General features: G+C 53.3%; 15 protein-coding genes. 10 read left to right on the top strand and 5 right to left on the bottom strand.

Annotated elements, in window-relative coordinates; all coding sequences use genetic code 11:
- The first annotated feature begins 12 nt into the window (after positions 1 to 12).
- From GC101_RS23120 to GC101_RS23110, 3 genes are all read left to right on the top strand, one after another.
- Complete coding sequence (locus GC101_RS23120) at positions 13 to 447, top strand: DUF3021 family protein (protein ID WP_171719185.1); 435 nt, start codon at positions 13 to 15, stop codon at positions 445 to 447.
- A gap of 141 nt (positions 448 to 588) precedes the next feature.
- Positions 589 to 1,824, top strand: coding sequence for an alpha/beta hydrolase (locus GC101_RS23115; protein ID WP_171719184.1), 1,236 nt, complete (start codon positions 589 to 591; stop codon positions 1,822 to 1,824).
- Between the two features lie 165 nt (positions 1,825 to 1,989).
- A complete protein-coding gene (locus GC101_RS23110; RefSeq protein ID WP_171719183.1) occupies positions 1,990 to 2,859 on the top strand; it encodes an AraC family transcriptional regulator in 870 nt (289 codons plus the stop codon).
- A gap of 317 nt (positions 2,860 to 3,176) precedes the next feature.
- On the opposite strand, the gene GC101_RS23105 is transcribed toward GC101_RS23110, so the two are convergent.
- From GC101_RS23105 to GC101_RS23090, 4 genes are all read right to left on the bottom strand, one after another.
- Positions 3,177 to 4,160: an ABC transporter substrate-binding protein gene (locus GC101_RS23105; RefSeq protein WP_171719182.1), complete on the bottom strand. Its 984-nt coding sequence runs from the start codon at positions 4,158 to 4,160 to the stop codon at positions 3,177 to 3,179.
- A gap of 128 nt (positions 4,161 to 4,288) precedes the next feature.
- Positions 4,289 to 5,830: an alpha/beta hydrolase-fold protein gene (locus tag GC101_RS23100; RefSeq protein WP_171719181.1), complete on the bottom strand. Its 1,542-nt coding sequence runs from the start codon at positions 5,828 to 5,830 to the stop codon at positions 4,289 to 4,291.
- A gap of 81 nt (positions 5,831 to 5,911) precedes the next feature.
- Positions 5,912 to 6,766 carry a helix-turn-helix domain-containing protein gene (locus GC101_RS36800; protein WP_171719180.1) on the bottom strand — a complete coding sequence of 285 codons (855 nt, stop codon included), beginning with the start codon at positions 6,764 to 6,766 and terminating at the stop codon, positions 5,912 to 5,914.
- A gap of 48 nt (positions 6,767 to 6,814) precedes the next feature.
- Positions 6,815 to 7,741, bottom strand: coding sequence for an AraC family transcriptional regulator (locus GC101_RS23090; protein ID WP_171719179.1), 927 nt, complete (start codon positions 7,739 to 7,741; stop codon positions 6,815 to 6,817).
- A gap of 156 nt (positions 7,742 to 7,897) precedes the next feature.
- Here GC101_RS23090 and GC101_RS23085 point away from each other — a divergent pair, with 156 nt between their 5' ends.
- Entirely contained in the window at positions 7,898 to 8,632 is a 735-nt protein-coding gene (locus tag GC101_RS23085; protein ID WP_171719178.1) for an SDR family oxidoreductase, read from the top strand.
- Between the two features lie 188 nt (positions 8,633 to 8,820).
- Here the strand turns inward: GC101_RS23085 and GC101_RS23080 are convergent, their stop codons facing one another.
- Positions 8,821 to 9,912, bottom strand: a complete 1,092-nt coding sequence (locus tag GC101_RS23080) for a GIY-YIG nuclease family protein (RefSeq protein ID WP_171719177.1) — start codon at positions 9,910 to 9,912, stop codon at positions 8,821 to 8,823.
- 140 nt (positions 9,913 to 10,052) lie between these two features.
- Here GC101_RS23080 and GC101_RS23075 point away from each other — a divergent pair, with 140 nt between their 5' ends.
- From GC101_RS23075 to GC101_RS23050, 6 genes are all read left to right on the top strand, one after another.
- The gene (locus GC101_RS23075; RefSeq protein ID WP_171719176.1) at positions 10,053 to 10,502 is read left to right on the top strand and encodes a YdeI/OmpD-associated family protein; all 450 of its coding nucleotides are present in this window, start codon (positions 10,053 to 10,055) and stop codon (positions 10,500 to 10,502) included.
- Positions 10,503 to 10,595: 93 nt separating this feature from the next.
- On the top strand, positions 10,596 to 11,438 hold the full coding sequence (locus GC101_RS23070) for a MerR family transcriptional regulator (RefSeq protein WP_171719175.1): 843 nt from the start codon (positions 10,596 to 10,598) through the stop codon (positions 11,436 to 11,438).
- A gap of 121 nt (positions 11,439 to 11,559) precedes the next feature.
- The gene (locus tag GC101_RS23065) at positions 11,560 to 13,551 is read left to right on the top strand and encodes an FAD-binding protein (RefSeq protein WP_171719174.1); all 1,992 of its coding nucleotides are present in this window, start codon (positions 11,560 to 11,562) and stop codon (positions 13,549 to 13,551) included.
- Positions 13,552 to 13,625: 74 nt separating this feature from the next.
- Entirely contained in the window at positions 13,626 to 14,174 is a 549-nt protein-coding gene (locus GC101_RS23060) for a hypothetical protein (RefSeq protein WP_171719173.1), read from the top strand.
- A gap of 170 nt (positions 14,175 to 14,344) precedes the next feature.
- Complete coding sequence (locus GC101_RS23055; protein ID WP_171719172.1) at positions 14,345 to 15,766, top strand: hypothetical protein; 1,422 nt, start codon at positions 14,345 to 14,347, stop codon at positions 15,764 to 15,766.
- A gap of 78 nt (positions 15,767 to 15,844) precedes the next feature.
- Positions 15,845 to 16,126 carry a hypothetical protein gene (locus tag GC101_RS23050; RefSeq protein ID WP_171719171.1) on the top strand — a complete coding sequence of 94 codons (282 nt, stop codon included), beginning with the start codon at positions 15,845 to 15,847 and terminating at the stop codon, positions 16,124 to 16,126.
- Positions 16,127 to 16,278 lie beyond the last annotated feature (152 nt).

Here is a 16,278-nt window from a genome sequence, read left to right as displayed (position 1 = left end):
AGGGATCACAGCATGAAGTTATCTGAATTTATCAAAGACATCATCCGCGATTTTCTGATCATCTTCGCATCCATTATGATTATCATTACAGTGCTGCGGCAGATTTATATCCCGGAGCTCGCATTTGACCTGATATCGATCTATACGATTATGGGCTTCTCCCTGCTTGGGGCATTAACGGGAATCATTTGGTACACTCCACATGAGATAAGCGAGCGGGCCATGCGTGTTAGAATCGTTGTTCATTTTCTCACCTTGGAGATTCTATTGATTGCCCTTGCCAGCTTGATCGGAGTTGTGACTGGTGTGCCCGGCGCACTCCTTCTTGCCCTCCAAATTGCCGTGGTATATGCCGTAGTCCGGGTGCTGTCCTATGGGAAGGATAAGAAGGAAGCAGAGCAAATTAACGAGAGACTTAAGGCTGTTAAGCAAGAAATTCACGATTAATCCCGAAGCCAGTGCCCCGCTTTGTGGGGTTATTCTGCATCTTATTGCCCTGTAGCTACAGCTTACCGTAAATCTATATACACCCTTTTCACAGTTTTTTATGATGAGTTCATAACTTAACTGGAAGAGGAGAATCCCCCTATGCACAGCCTTGGCAAGCTCAAAAGCTGGATTAGAATCACCCTTTTTATCGTATTCGTTATACTGACACTGTCTCCCGTTATTGATTGGAGCTTCAGCTGGGTGCTGCTGGCGGCACTGCTGTTCATTTTTGCGTTGAAGGGTTCAATTGATCTTATCCGAAAGAAGGCGAAGCCCCGTACGCTCAAACGTTCATTCAGGGTATTGAAAATCATCATAACCGCTGTGGCACTGCTAATCGCACTTATACCGCCCATTCTATTCCCGCAGTACCGGGCACCTGAAGTGACCGGGGAATATGAGGTCAGAACGGCTGTTTACACGTATACGGACCCTAACCGGATTGAAGAATTTACGGATACCGGGGACAATCGGTTTGTGAATGTGGAATTCTGGTATCCGGGCAATGCCGGGGGAACCTATCCGCTGGTGGTCTTTTCCCATGGGGCCTTCGGAATCAGGGAAAGCAACAATTCAACCTTTACGGAGCTGGCCAGCCACGGCTATGTAGTGGTTTCCATTGATCATCCTTATCATTCCTTTTATACACAGAGCGTGGACGGGAAGATCACTATGGTTAATGCAGATTATCTGCGGGAGGTTTACGACTCCAACAAAGACGGGATTTACACCATGGAAGAGCTGTACGGCCTTACGCAAAAATGGATGAAGCTGCGGACCGGGGATATGAATTTCGTGATCGATACGATCCTGGAGAAGGCAGTAAGTGACCAGGACCCCGTATATCAGCTGATCGACACTGAGCACATTGGCGTGTTCGGCCACTCCATGGGCGGTGCGGCAAGCGTGGCGCTCGGCCGGGAGCGCAGCGATGTGGATGCTGTCGTGAATCTCGATGCCCCATTCTTCAGCGAGCTTGTGTATGACCCTGAGATTAATGAGTTGGCGGCAAAAAATGAACCGTATCACGTTCCGCTGCTGAACATTTATACGGACGATGTGTGGAGACAGCTCGGGAAGAACTCGGCTTACGCGGCGAACGAAGTCGATAATCCGAACTTCAAGGATGCGTACACCGTTCATTTTCAAGGCGCCAAGCACTTAAGCCTGACCGATCTTCCGCTGTTCTCGCCGATCCTTGCGAATAAGCTGCAACGCGGGCAAGCAGATAGTGATAAGTATTACTGCATTGAGACGATGAATGAGCTGATTCTGCAGTTTTTTGATTATACGTTAAAAGATACCGGCCGCTTTGAGCCGCAGGCGGTGTATTGATGGCAATGCAGCGTATTCCCGGGAACATGGTTCTGTCTCCACTTTGGACCTTGCTTGAATGGCAGTTGGTCTGCTACGAGACTCCCGCATGATATTTCGGTGCATGGATTGCAAGGTTTCCTGTCTCATCCTCCCCTATAATCAGACTTGAAAGGAGGGACCGGTATGGATTGGCTGGACCGCATGAATAATGCAATGGAATATGTAGAAAAACATCTGGCGGATGTGATTGATTTCAATCAGGCGGCCAGGATTGCCTGCTGCTCAACGTACCATTTTCAGCGGATGTTCTCGTTCATAACTGATGTGCCGCTCTCAGAGTATATCAGGCGCAGAAGGATGACCCTTGCAGCCTTTGAACTGCAGCAAGGCGGAACCCGGGTTATCGACGTCGCTATGAAGTATGGTTACGAATCGCCCGAAGCCTTCTCCAGAGCGTTCAAAAAAATGCATGGTGTAATGCCAATGTCAGCGCGCGACAAGGGCGTCTCACTTAAGGCTTATCCCCGGTTATCCTTTCAACTTTCAATTCGGGGAGATGTAGAAGTGAACTATAAAATCGAAGAAAAACAAGCTGTTGAAATGTTTGGCGTATCTACTGTAATCCAGGCGGATGGCGAGAATCCGTTTATTGAAATCCCTGCCTTTTGGACCCGGTGTATTGCTGGCGGAGATGTGGACCGGATTCGGGCTGCCGCAGGACTGGGGGAGAACGGCCAAATTCATGCGGTAATGTATAACAAGCAGGGTGAGAAATCTTCATACATGATCGGATATTTTGTACCCGAAAGCGGCTTGCCGGAAAGCTTTGAACAGCTGCAGATCCCTCCGCAAACCTACGCAATTTTCACGACCGGCGTTTATCCGGATGGAGAAAGCAATATTCATGATTTATGGAAGCGTATTTGGGGGGAATGGTTCCCGGGCTCGAATTATGAAGCCACAGAGGGTCCTGAGTTTGAAATGACGTATGACCGGGGCAATAACATGTATGAAATGGAAGTCTGGATTCCTGTTGTTAAAAAGTCCGCTTAATGATAGTTGTATTTTGTACAATTAAAAACAGCGAAAAGGGTTGCTTGCCTCATATAACTGCAGTCTGTACAACTAAATCTGCCCTAAAGGGGAGAATCAAGGTTAAAATGGCAGTTTAATTGTACGAAATACAACTAAACGGATAATCGGTTATAAATCAGCCGATTTAGTTGTACAAAGTGCAATTAAGCATACAGCATAGACCGTAATAGGGTCACTGCGACCCCTCAGCAAGTGATTTATCAAAATGGTTATTACTAGTTTTAAAAAATACATCGCCATGGCGTAGAAGCCGGCTGGCGATGTATTTATTAATTTTACTGAAGCAGAGCTTCGGTCAAATCCTGCATTACGGCGAGATTCGCCATATAGGCGGAATTGATCCAATGCCCGGAGGATACATGGTGGACGCGGCCATTCTTGACTGCCGGAAGCGATTTCCATAGCGGAAGACCATCAAGCATCTGGTTAACCTGTTCTTCGCTCTGGCCTTCCGGCGTTATGACAAACAGCTCGGCCGCATCCAGTTCAGGCAGCTTCTCGAAGGAAATGGAACCGAAATTGTCCGGGGTTAGGTTCGAGAGCTCATGTGCCGGCAAGCCCAGCTCGCCGTAGATCAGCTTGCCGGACAGGAAGTCGCTGCCCACCAGATAGAACTCCTTGTCTGATGGCCAGACAATGGCAATTGTTTTACCCTCAGTCACCGTAGATAATTGCTCCTTCACTTCGGATATCTTGGCTTCGTATTCAGTCAGCTTCTGGTCCGCTACATCTTCTTTGCCCAGGAGCTCGGCAACCTTGCGCAATTGTGCTCTCCAATCCATCGCGTCCCCATTGAACAGGTAAGCCGGAGCCACCTTGGAGATCGTCTCGTAGTTCTCGGCCGGGAGGAAGTGTGAGCTGATCATGATCAGCTCGGGCTCAAAGCTGAGTGCAGCTTCAGGAGAGAGGCCGCTCATCAGATCAATCGTCGGCAAGTCGGCCAGCCACGGCTCCAGATGCTCCTGCACCGTACCGCCTGCCGAATATTTTGCTACAGGGGTAACCCCTAATGTCACCAGCGCATCTTCCATGTATGGGGCAAGAACGCGCTCTGGATTAGTGTTGAAATTCACCTGATGTCCGAAATCATCCATGAAGCTGCTCGCAGTTGGAGCATCGGGGGACGGTGTAGCGGAAGCTGATTCCGTCGTGGCCGCTGAAGCCGTCGGCACTGAGTCTGTATTGCCGGTAGAACCGCATGCGCTAAGCAGTAGAACAGCGCATATCAACAAGGTATATCCTCTGAAGTGCTTATTCATAATGTGGATCGGTCCCCTTTTTCGAGCATAGTTGTGATAATGAAAATCATTATCACAACTATTATAGCGAAAGAGGCTGCTTGCTGAAAATAGATAATTAGCAAATGAAAGGTGGACAATTCCCCTAATTAGTTATGGAATATACGCCGGAATATTCTGCTGATCATCGGATGGATGACCGACAGATGGTCTTCGCCCTCAATGAGCATATAGGATAGCGCAAGTCCCTGGCCACTGTACGGCTGTAATCTCTGATAGAGCAGCAGGGCATCCTCAATCATCGAAGGATCCTCTTCGGACCCCACTGCAATAATGAGCTCCGTAAGGTCTGCCCCCTGAGCCAGTCTCTCCTCAAACTCCGGCAGCCTGTGCAGCAAGGCATAATTGTTCCACCAGATCGAAGGACTTCCCGCAATGAACGAGCGGAACGGCGACGGCCGGCCAAAGAGCGCGTACAAGGAGAATAGCCCGCCAAGCGAATGGCCGAATAACGACTGCCGGGATCTGTCAACAGGGTAACGGCTTTGGATCTGCGGTAGGAGGTCTTGTTCCAGAAACTCCAGGAAGGAATCAGCGCCCCCTGTAGGCGGCCACGCCATGCCGTCCGAACGTATCTCTGATTCCGGAGTGTCGGTGGTGAAATCGTACATCCTGCGTCCGTATACAAAAGGCTCCTCCGAATCGTATCCGATGCCTACGATTAGTCCCGGCGCAATTCCTTCCGGATGCCAGGCCTGCATTCCCATCGCTTCAGCCAGCGAGCCGAAATAGGCGTTGCCGTCCAGCGCATAGAGCACAGGATAGCCTTCGGCCGGAGCCGGTCTTAGCGGCTGCGAGACGAAGATGCAGTAGGCGAGCCCGGAGCATTCAGCACGCAGCCGGAATGTTTCTGTCCGGGGAAGCTCATAGCGCATAGAAGCGGTCACACCGGTATCCTTCATGTCCCGTACTGGCTTCAAAGGCCGCTCTGCTTCCCCTCCGTACAGCCACAATAGGGCTTTCGGAAATTGCCCGGCGATAAACATCGTATCGTGTGTACCCTCTTCCTCCAGTTCAAAAGCGAGCTGGTCCCCGGCAAGGCCCTGCGACTGCCAAAGACGGCGCAGCTCAAGCGTTAGCCCTGCCTTACTCCGGCTGGCTTGCCGCTCCTGCAGTCCTTCCTGCGCGCCCGCAGAGAGGAAGACACGCAGGTGACCGGACAGAGCCGGCTGGGCGCAGATGAACTCCATGAGCCTATCGTAACCTAAGGCCGGGGACAGCAGCCCGATATTGCCGAAGGCAGCCGGGCGGAAATACGCTGCGAATAAGGGGGGCAACGCGTCTGCAGAACTTCCTACAATCGCTGTCCGCTTGCCATCTTGAATCGTACGGTAATGATCATCCAGATAAGGCTTGATCCGGTCCGCCAGTTCATCGATGAAGGCGCGGGCCTCCTCTCCTCCGGGAACAAGGACGCCTCCGGCGTCAGACTCGTCTGCCCGCGGGATAGATTCGGTCTGTCCGCCGTAGGTTTCAACACCGGCCAGAATCAGCTCCGGCAGCCAGCCTTCCAGATATAAACGGTACAAATGATTTACGCAGTGCTTGATAAGATCGCCGCCGCCCGGCACATAGACAACCGGGTAGCGCTTGGTGGAGGTGGAATAAGACGGAGGCAGATAAATATTCACTCCCCGTCCTCCGATGCTTAAGCGTTCGATATTTTTCATAGAACCATTATAAGGAACCGGACGATGTTTGGTAATGGATAATTATCGAAACAGAAGTGGACGATTTCCCAAACGGCTGCGGTACTCGCCTGGCGAGCAGCCCTCATATTTCTTGAATAATCTGCTGAAATAATGTGTATCTGCATAACCTACGCTTTCTGCAACCTGATAAATAGCACAGTCACTTGCGGCCAGCAGCTGCTTGGCCCGGTCCAGGCGGTGACGGATAAGATAGTCGATCGGGAACCGCCCGGTATATTTATTGAACAAGTACGAAAAGCGTTTGGCCTTCATGCCGCAGCGCGCCGCCAGCGATTCAACGGAGTGGTTCTCCATGTAGAATCTCTGAATATAAGCGATGATGCCCTCGATATCGCCGTGATTAGGCTGCACACTTCCGCCCCGTGCGGCAGACAGCATATCGTGCAGAATCCCGAAGAAAAGCTCCTTGCAGCGGACGGATGTGATATTGCCGGGCGTATGCCATGCCTGGTTCAGCAGGTACATCTTCTCCGTCATTGCCGCATGATCCCCGTAGTTCAGCAGATAGCTCGTCTTATCGTAACGTCTGTCCCTCGCAATCTCTGATCCCGGCTCCCAAAGCTCATAATGAACGAGTAAATATTCTAAATCCTCCGGGCCCTTCACATGATGCCGCAATTGCATGCCAGCCGCACCGTGGACGGCATGACCTGCCGTAAGCTCGTAGACGATATCGTCGAATTTAAATGTCGCTTTTCCTTTGATAACAAATAACAAGCCGGAGAAAGAAATGGGATCATCGCTTGTGTTTTCCGGATAGCTTACATTCAGCTTCAGTGCTCCGAGACTCACGTTCTTAATAGTCAGTGAACCCTCTGCGAACTCCCGGGCGATCCCGTCAACGTCCTTCTTCACGCGTCATTCTCCTTTCCCTCCATCGGCTTCTGTCCTGCGGCAGTTCGCCTATTCATCCACGTGGACACTTAAGGTATTGCGCAGATGCTTAACATCGTTCATGGGCGGACGCCCGAACATGCGGACATACTCCCGGCTGAACTGGGAAGGACTCTCGTAGCCCACGCGAAAGCCCGCGTCAGCGGCTTCTAATCCCTCTGACAGCAGCAAACGGCGTGCGTTCTGCAGCCGGATGGCCTTCTGATACTGCAGGGGGCTGATTGCTGTGACCTTTTTGAAATGCTTATGCAAGGAGGAAGGGCTCATATTGGCGTCCTTCGCCAATTCTTCGATCACAAGGGGCTTAGAGTAATCGCGGTTAATCAGATGTATAGCTTTGGAAATGTTATACGAATAGCTGCCGGCAATGGAGAATTGGCTGAGGATAGCCCCCTGATCACCATTCATCACACGGTACAGAATCTCGCGGATCATCATCGGTGCGAGGAACTCAATATCCTCAGGGGTATCCAGAAGACGGACCAGGCGGACCAGCCCCTCCAGCAGCGGTGTATCGGATTGGCCCAGCAGGATCCCGCGTTCCGTCTTTGCTTCCCGCTGCGGACCGCTGCTGTGGATGATGTCCAGTATGACCTCCGGACGAATAGATAACTGCAGGCTCAGATAGGGAAGCTCCGGCGTGGCTTCCGTAATCATCCCGACTACAGGCAGATGCACCGGGCTGACCATGTAGCTTCCCGGACTGCATCTGTAAGTATCTCCCGCCAGCGAAGCTGTCTTGGAGCCTTGTACAATCACGTATAACGAAGGCGTATTGACCGAATGTCTCGGCTCGGACACCTGGCTTGCACGTCTGAAGCAGAGCTCCGGCACGGATGAAGCATGTGTTCCTTCTGAAGGCGCATGACGCTGAATAAGCAGAATCAGTTCTTGTAAATGGGCAGGGAGGGTAGAGAGGGAGGAGATGTCGTTCATGCTTCACTGCTCCTTTCCGCGAAGGTCTAATGGCTAATTATATCCGCACCGGAGAGGATTAGGCAAGAATCGGAGGCGATCTGTCTACCTGATTAGGCTGCTGATTACTTACAATGAACAGGCAAGGCCATTAGACCTTAGAGAGAAGGATGCAATATGAGCATTGAGAATAAAGTTGTTGTCATTACGGGTGCGAGCAGCGGGATTGGGGAAGCGGCAGCGCTGCTCCTTGCGGAGCGCGGGGCAAAGGTAGTGCTTGGAGCGCGCGGAGCGGAGCGTCTGGCGGCGCTGGCGGCACGCATTGTGAACAATGGCGGCGAAGCCGTTTATGCAAGCACGGACGTGAGACAGCGGGAGGATCTAAGCAGACTCGTTGCACTTGCCTGTGAGCGGTACGGGAAGATAGATGTGCTCGTCAGCAATGCCGGAGTGATGCCTATTTCCCCGCTCGACGACCTGCGCGTCGAGGATTGGGAGGACATGATTGACGTTAATATCAAAGGTGTTCTGTATGGTATTGCCGCAGCGCTGCCGGTCTTCCGCGAGCAGGGCTTCGGACATTTCGTGAACACTGCGTCTACAGCCGGACACAAGACGGTTCCTAACCAGTCGGTCTACTCCGGAACGAAATTCGCCGTGCGTGCCATCTCGGAGGGGCTGCGCCAGGAGGCGGGCGACAAGCTGCGCGTCACCATCATTTCGCCCGGCATCGTCAAGACCGGCTTCACAGACAGTGTGACAGACCCGGCTTTGAGAGATCAGCTTGCCGCCGTCCGCGATAAGCTGGCGATGACACCGGATGCAGTAGCGCGTGCCATTGCCTACGCGATTGAACAGCCGGATAATATCGATGTGAACGAGATCGTGATCCGTCCTACTGCGCAAGTGTAACCTATTAGTCAGGACTGCCTGCGGCCCTCGAGCAAAGGAAGGCTGCAGCCGAATGCTCCTCTATATTAGAAACCAGGATCGCTGCTTGCATGCAGAGGTCCTGGTTTATTGTTGCAGCGATTTATTGGTACCGCGAGTAGGTTAACGGTCCATTCCTGAATCACCTGGAGAGCCGGTATCAGCGCTGATTATAATGCGCTCCCGATCAGCCCGTTAATCCCTTCCTCCAGCCCGGCGGTATCCTTATCCTCCAGCCATTCCGGCGGAACCAGCAGATAATTGCCGGAGCTGCTCTTAAGATAGCTGTAGATGATCTGGGCCTCATCGATCTTATGACGGCTCATTTCTTCTGTAGCCGCAATCAGACTACTGCTGCGGAAATGCTCCAATGCGGCAGTGGTAATCATCTTGGTAAGCTGTCTGCTGTCCAGCGCTTCAGTCGCCAGCCGGGTGCGGTAGAGAATCACGCTGCCCTTGATGAGAATCAGCTTGTGAAACTGCTCGTCCACCGGCTCCAGCACGATAATATTCTTGTTCTCTCCGGTGAAGCCGATCACCTGCTCCTTGTGCAGCAGCGAGTGGACCGCCCCGAGGTAATCCCGGTACTTGGCAGCTGCTTCGAAATCAAACCGCAGCGCAGCCTCCTCCATCCGGGCTTCCAGTCCGCTTACGATTGAATTGCCGCTCCCGTTCAACAGTGCAATGATCTGCCCGATAATCTCCTCATACCGCTTCAGAGCCTCACCGCCCCCGCACATGCCGATGCATAAGCCCAGCGAATGGTTGAGACAGCGGGTAGCCCGGGAATGGGGGCTGCTGCAGAGGATTCTCTGCGATTCCCTAATGCCCTGTACAGCCCGCTCCACAGTGCTGCGGCTGGTGTAAGGACCATAGGAGAGACTGTTTGCCTGTGTGCTGGGCTCATAGCCGATTTCGATCTGCCGGTACGGCGCAGTGTCTACGATGGAAATATAGCTGTAGGCGAGCGGATTTTTCATTTTGCGGTTGTACATCGGCTTGATCTCTTTAATCAGCTGGCATTCCAGCATGAAGGCTTCGAATTCCGTATCGGTCAGCCTGTATTCGAGATCGCGGATATGCTTGACGAGCTGCTTCACCTTGGGTGAATGTCCTTTGTTATTGTAGAAATAGGACTGGACCCGCTTCTTCAGCTGCTTCGCTTTGCCGACATAGATGATATGTCCCAGACTGTCCTTCATCAGATACACGCCAGGCGATAAAGGGAGGTCTGCTACCTTTTCTGTTAGATTCGCGGGCATGGCGGCCGCCTCCGTTCGTCACATTCTTCAGTACCTTTAAGTATAAACCATGCCGCCCTCACCGGCGACTGGAAAAGCTCCATTCCCTGCACTACAATGGGAATAAAAATGGCTAAGCGCCTATCCAGGAGGAAATAAATATGAAATTCCGGACAACGGTTATACTGGGCGGCAAGACGGCAACGGGAATCCCTGTTCCTGCGGAGGCGGTAGCAGAGCTCGGGACAAGCAAGAAGCCGGCGGTGAAGGTAACGATCGGTGAATATAGCTATTCCAGCACGGTGGCCACGATGGGCGGACAGTTCATGATTCCGCTCAGCGCGGAGCACCGCAAGGGCGCCGGTGTCAGTGCCGGTGATGAGATCGAAGTAGAGCTTGCGCTGGATACCCGGCCGCGTGAAGTGGAGGTACCGGCTGATCTGGCTGCGGAGCTGGAGCGGCATGCCGGAGCGAAGCAGTTCTGGGACGGATTATCCTACACGAATAAACGGCGGTTTGTCCTCTCGATTGAGGATGCCAAGACGGCAGAAACGCGGCAGCGGCGGCTCAATAAGACGCTGGCGATGCTGAGCGAAGGCAAGGCGCAGTAGCACCCGTGTGACATAATCCACAAAGTCTCCCGGCTAAACCCTCTATCATTGAACTGATGAAAGAATGGGATCAAGTAAGCTGGGGGGCTGCTGATGAAATATTCTATCGGTGAATTCGCGTCAATTCTAGGGGTGACGGCAGATACACTGCGCTTATATGAGAAACATGATATTGTCCGGCCGGTGAAGGATCAGCATAACAATTACCGGTATTTCAATGATCTGGACGCGCGCAATTTACTGTCGAGCAGATGGTACCGGAGTATGCAGATTCCGCTTCAGGATGTGGCCGGTCTGATTAAAGACGCACCTTCCGAGCAAGTGGTGGAGTCGATAGCGGCTGCCGGAATGCAGCTGGAGGAAGAGATACGCCGCAGCACGCTGCTGCTGAATAAGATTCAGGAGATTCATGCCGAGCTTGGGGGGATCAGCGAATCCTTTTATACATGCAGAATCAAGCAAGTGCCGGGTATGTACCGGATTCAGCAGACGAACAAGAACCATTTGCTGCAGAAGGATGGCCTCAAAAGAACTGTCCAGGCCTGGATGGAGCTGCTGCCGTTCACCTTCTATTCCTTCCGTATTGAGAATACAGAATGCATCTATGGAGCCGAAGAGCTGGATTACAGCTGGGGGCTTGCCCTGCTGGAAGAGGATCAACAGAAGCTTGAGGTCTGCCTGAATGACAGTGTGGAGTATCTGGAGCCGGCAACCTGCATCTCTGCAGTGATTGTCAGCACCTATGAGGAATACCTCGAACGGGAGTCCTTCGGATTCATGCTGGATTATGCGAAGGCGCAGAAGTATACGGTCAGCGGGGATATCAGCGGTAAAATCCTGTTTACAGAGCGCACGAACAGCGGCAACAAAACCTATCTGGAGATCAATATTCCGGCGAAACAAGCAGAAACGGAACCGCCCGCCTTTATACTTTGAGAAATATTTCACATATATTTCATTGACCTTGGTGTTGTACCAAGGTTTACACTCTGTGCGTAGTCAGCAGTTCTTATAGAGAGAGAAGCTTGGCTGCACTAACCACACAGGGGGAGAAATAATGCATAAGCAAGCAGTACGGCCGTTGTTAAAAGTAAGCGTATGTCTGATCCTGGTTCTGTCGCTCATCAGCGGCTGCAGCGGCAATAATTCAGCCGGACCGGCAGCATCGGAGCAGCCTTCAGCATCACCGGAGGCTACGCAGCCGGTGGATACAAGTGCGGTACCGGAAGCTTTTAAAGCGGGTACCTATAAAGCGGAAGCTGACGGCAAAGACGGCAAGATTCAGGTTGAGGTTACACTCGACGCCGAATCCGTAATCACGGATATCCAGGTGGTCAGCCAGAACGAAACGGCCGGCATCGGCGTGGAGGCCATTAATAAGATTAAGGAAGAGATTATTGCCGGCCAGACCCTGGCCATAGATGCAGTCAGCGGTGCTTCGGAGTCGAGCACGGCGATCCTGACAGCCGTTGAAGATGCGGTGAAGCAGGCGGGCGGCAACGTGGAGGCTTTTAAATCGAGAGCTGTAGTGAAATCGGGAGAAGGCAAGACGGAGCAGCTGTCTGCGGATGTCGTTGTCGTGGGTGCAGGCGCATCCGGAGTATCTGCAGCAGTCTCTGCAGCCGATAAAGGCGCAAAGGTCATTCTTATTGAGAAAACAGCTACGATTGGCGGAGCAAGCAATCTGTCCTGGGCAGGTAAGTTCTACAACTCTTCAGCCGCTGTCAGCAGCGGACTTAAAGTGGAAGTAGAGAAGGAGATCGGCGACTGGATTGTTAATAATCACTGGAGAGTAGACGCAGCGGCAATCCGCCAGTACGTGACCAAGTCGGGTGAAACCTATGACTGGCTGACAGGCAAGGGCTACACCACTACCTTCCTTAACTTTGGCGGAGAACAGCTGCATATGTTACCAGCCTATGACACCCGCCAGGATCTGCTGAAGGCGATGCTTGCAGAATCCGTGGAAAAGGGCGGCGGACAGGTAATCACCGAAACAACAGCCCAGAAGCTGATTACAGGCAGCAATGGAGAGGTTACCGGAGTGGTTGCCGGGAAGGCGGATGGAACTGTGCTTGAGATCACCGGCAAAAGCATTGTCATGGCTACCGGCGGTTATGCCGGCAACAAAGAGATGGTCAAGGAAGCCTTCGGCTTCGAAGGCGTCAATGGCGGACTAGGACAGAATATCGGCGAAGGGCTGCAAATGTCCTGGGATATTGGGGCGAAGGTTCCCGATAACTTCGGGGGACAAATGCTTCACCAGACCCTGGCCAGAGCAACGGACAAGCTGAAGGCGGAGTATGAGCCGTTCGAAGCCAGCTATCCGCTGATGCTCTCCTACCTGCCAACGCTGATGAATGTCGGCCCTTCCGGGGCGAGATTCCGAGATGAAGCGGCAACACTAACCGCAGTAGCAGCGGCGAACACGAGTGCTTTTAACGGAGCTTATCATCTGGTCATTCTCTCGCAGGCGCAGATTGATGCCCTCAAGACCAAGGGGATGAATGGCTTGAAGGCACCCGGACTGCCGGGAATGCCGCCGGAATTCTATGCTTCTTTTGCTGATAAATTCACGCTGGACCAGCCTTGGAAGGATGCGGATAAAGTCTTCGAGTCCATGGTTGCCAACGGTGACGGCTTCAAGGGTAATACCATTGAGGAATTGGCAAAAAATGCGGGAATGGACGCTGCGGTATTCGCTGCTGACTTTAAGCTGTATCAGCAAGCGGCGAAGACCGGCATCGATACCGAGTTCGGCAAAGCAAAGGAATATCTGCTTCCGATGGGTGAGAGCGGCCCGTATTATGCGATTATTTCCGAGATCAACAATCTCTGCTCGGTGGGCGGCCTGCTTGTAAATACCAAGTTCCAGGTGCTGAATGACAAGCGTGTGCCCATCAAAGGATTATATGCCGTGGGCGTGGAGTCCGAAGGTGTACTCTTTAACGATACTTATGTAGGAAATGGCGTCGGACTGGGGTATTCCTTCACCTCCGGGCGGCTTGGCGGCGAGGATGCAGCAGCCGGGGCACTGGGCACAAAATAGAACGGTTTAAGCAATCTTCTTCTTTTCACCGATAAAGAGTTGTCCTGAACTTTTATCGAGAAGAGGAATGTTCGATGTATATTCCCATTTCCCGGATTCAAGCCGCTTCACTGACCCGTTCACCGCATCAGGAGGCCCATGCTCCGGCAGAGTCGTCTGTGCTTAGTTTTTCGGAGACTTTGGCAGCTGTTGCTGCGGCCATTGAAGATCAGGCACGCAGAATCAGGAAGAAATACGGCCTGCCTGTCCGGATCACAGCGGTGTCCAAGGACGGGAGCAAGGGTGCGGACAGTTCCGGCAAGGGATTCCGGGATGATGTGCGGGAGATTGTGATTGCCCCGAATATTCTGCAGCAGATGAGCAAAGATCCTGTGACCTTAAGAAAAATATACGGCTACATCGATGAGTATGTCGCCAAAGATCACCTCTCTGCTGATCATAGCCTGATCATCTACAGGGATGCTACTTGTACCCTGTCCCTTCCTGCCCCTTCACCGGAAGAAGCAGGGAAGAGCAGCGGGGGCCCTACCGGGCAACTTGGTCTATGGAGCGGAAGCTCTACCCAGGACCGGCTGCAGCAGCTGGCCTTCATCCGGGCGCGGAGGGCGAACCGGCAGCCTTAATAGGGAAACACCTATATATTGATCTCGGAATCCGCGGTTTGCGTGGATTCCGGGGTCTTTTTTTTATAAGGATGGTGCAGCCGTGCCCGGTTGTACGAACACCAGCCTATGCCCCTGCATAGCATATAGCACCTACTTGCTATAAGTAAGTGGAAAGGGGGCGCAGGATAATGGGTATCCAGCTTACGGCGATTCATTGGGTCTATTTAGTGTTCATTGTGTTCATTCTGGCGCTGCTGATCCGGCGGCGTGATACGACAATGATCTGCGTGACCGGGATTTTGGCGCTGGGGCTGCTGGCAACGGCCACACTCAGCGGATCGGTGTCGGGAATCTTCAACTCCTTCGTATATGCTACCAAAGAGCTGCTCGGCACCATTATGATTATCTCCATTATTGTGGCGATGAGCCGGATTCTGATTATTACAGGCATCAACGAGACGATGGTATCCCCGCTCACCCGGTTTCTGCGCACACCTGCAATGGCCTATTGGGGGATCGGGCTGATCATGATGGTGACCTCTTTCTTCTTCTGGCCTTCCCCTGCGGTGGCACTGGTCGGGGCAGTTCTGCTGCCTGTGGCTGTCCGGGTGGGACTGCCCGCACTTGGTGCGGCGATGGCAATGAATCTGTTCGGGCACGGGATCGCCCTCTCCGGTGATTATATTATCCAGGGAGCGCCGAAGCTGACTGCAGATGCTGCCGGTCTTCCGGTATCCAGCGTCATGCAGGCAAGTATTCCGCTGGTTATTGTGATGGGGGTTGTAACTACGGTCACTGCCTTCTGGATGATGCGCAGAGACCAGAAGAACGGAACGTGGAGAGACGGCCTGGTCACTGCCCAAGGCACAGCAGGGCCTTTGTCTGCAGCCGGGACGGGCGATGACGGGCAGGTACACATGAGCGCCGGGCTTCGAAAAGCGCTGGCTATCGCCATCCCGCTGCTCTTCCTCCTGGATGTGATAGCCATGTTCATGCTGCACCTGCAGGGCGGTGATGCTACAGCTCTGGTCGGCGGAACCGCCGTGCTGATCCTGATTGTCATCACCCTGCTGGCCCACCGCGGCCAGGGACAGGGGCTGGAGAAAATCACGGCTTATCTCATTGAAGGATTCATATTCGGCTTCAAGGTCTTCGGACCGGTTATCCCGATCGCCGCCTTCTTCTATCTTGGCGACTCGGCCTTCACCGAACTGTTCGGCCAGGTGCTGCCGGACGGCTCGCACGGCATCGTGAACGACCTGGGCGTTGCCCTGGCGGATCACGTGCCGCTTAACGGTGCCGTGGGAGCCGTAACGCTGACGGTGATCGGCGCGATCACCGGTCTCGACGGCTCCGGCTTCTCCGGCATCTCGCTGGCCGGCTCGATTGCCGGGCTGTTCGCCGCCGCGATCCATTCCGGCGCGGCGACCCTGACCGCCCTTGGGCAGGTAGCCGCCATCTGGGTCGGCGGCGGCACCCTGATCCCGTGGGCGCTCATTCCCGCCGCGGCGATCTGCGGCGTCAGCCCCTTCGAGCTGGCCCGGCGCAATCTGAAGCCGGTCCTGCTGGGTCTGGCGGCGATGACTCTCACCGCCATGTTGCTGGTGTAGGAGATGTCTGCATAAGATTCACGCCCCCAATCCATCCTAGAGAAGAACAGAAACCGTGATTGAGGGGGAAGTATATTTATGAAGCATTACGAATCCAGTCTGCGGACGAACAGCACGGTGGATCAGGCGCAGGATTCTGTGACCAAGCTGCATAATGCTGTAACTCAGGCGTTAAGCCATCCGGCGGAACAGATGATTGACCAGGCGGAGAATAGCCTGGAGCATGCGGAGGAAGCTGTTCGCCATGCTCCCGAAGGATCGGTCGGCGGACACGGTGTAGACTTGACTGAAGACAGGCTGGCCGAAGAGAAACGCAGACTCGCTTCACTGGACGAACCTGGCGGCAAGGCGCGCAGCTAGAGCTAAAGCTAAAGCTAGAGCTAAAGCCTGAGCAATCAGCCAGCGTGATCTGCTCCGAGTCTGAAGCTGGCCTGAATTCGGCAGGCTATTAAGCACCTGCGTTACTGCTGCAACAGGCATTTCCGGATTTAATCCGGGAATGCCTGTTTGCT

This window comes from Paenibacillus phytohabitans (assembly GCF_013141775.1).
Classification (GTDB): domain Bacteria; phylum Bacillota; class Bacilli; order Paenibacillales; family Paenibacillaceae; genus Paenibacillus_AQ; species Paenibacillus_AQ phytohabitans.
The sequence above is the reverse complement of the archived record's forward strand: the minus strand, read 5'-3'. Positions and strand labels throughout refer to the sequence as shown.

Coding starts and splice junctions, on each gene's coding strand:
- GC101_RS23120 (WP_171719185.1), top strand. CDS start 13: ATGAAGTTATCTGAATTTATCAAAGACATCATCCGCGATTTTCTGATC.
- GC101_RS23115 (WP_171719184.1), top strand. CDS start 589: ATGCACAGCCTTGGCAAGCTCAAAAGCTGGATTAGAATCACCCTTTTT.
- GC101_RS23110 (WP_171719183.1), top strand. CDS start 1,990: ATGGATTGGCTGGACCGCATGAATAATGCAATGGAATATGTAGAAAAA.
- GC101_RS23105 (WP_171719182.1), bottom strand. CDS start 4,160: ATGAATAAGCACTTCAGAGGATATACCTTGTTGATATGCGCTGTTCTA.
- GC101_RS23090 (WP_171719179.1), bottom strand. CDS start 7,741: ATGAACGACATCTCCTCCCTCTCTACCCTCCCTGCCCATTTACAAGAA.
- GC101_RS23085 (WP_171719178.1), top strand. CDS start 7,898: ATGAGCATTGAGAATAAAGTTGTTGTCATTACGGGTGCGAGCAGCGGG.
- GC101_RS23080 (WP_171719177.1), bottom strand. CDS start 9,912: ATGCCCGCGAATCTAACAGAAAAGGTAGCAGACCTCCCTTTATCGCCT.
- GC101_RS23075 (WP_171719176.1), top strand. CDS start 10,053: ATGAAATTCCGGACAACGGTTATACTGGGCGGCAAGACGGCAACGGGA.
- GC101_RS23070 (WP_171719175.1), top strand. CDS start 10,596: ATGAAATATTCTATCGGTGAATTCGCGTCAATTCTAGGGGTGACGGCA.
- GC101_RS23065 (WP_171719174.1), top strand. CDS start 11,560: ATGCATAAGCAAGCAGTACGGCCGTTGTTAAAAGTAAGCGTATGTCTG.
- GC101_RS23060 (WP_171719173.1), top strand. CDS start 13,626: ATGTATATTCCCATTTCCCGGATTCAAGCCGCTTCACTGACCCGTTCA.
- GC101_RS23055 (WP_171719172.1), top strand. CDS start 14,345: ATGGGTATCCAGCTTACGGCGATTCATTGGGTCTATTTAGTGTTCATT.
- GC101_RS23050 (WP_171719171.1), top strand. CDS start 15,845: ATGAAGCATTACGAATCCAGTCTGCGGACGAACAGCACGGTGGATCAG.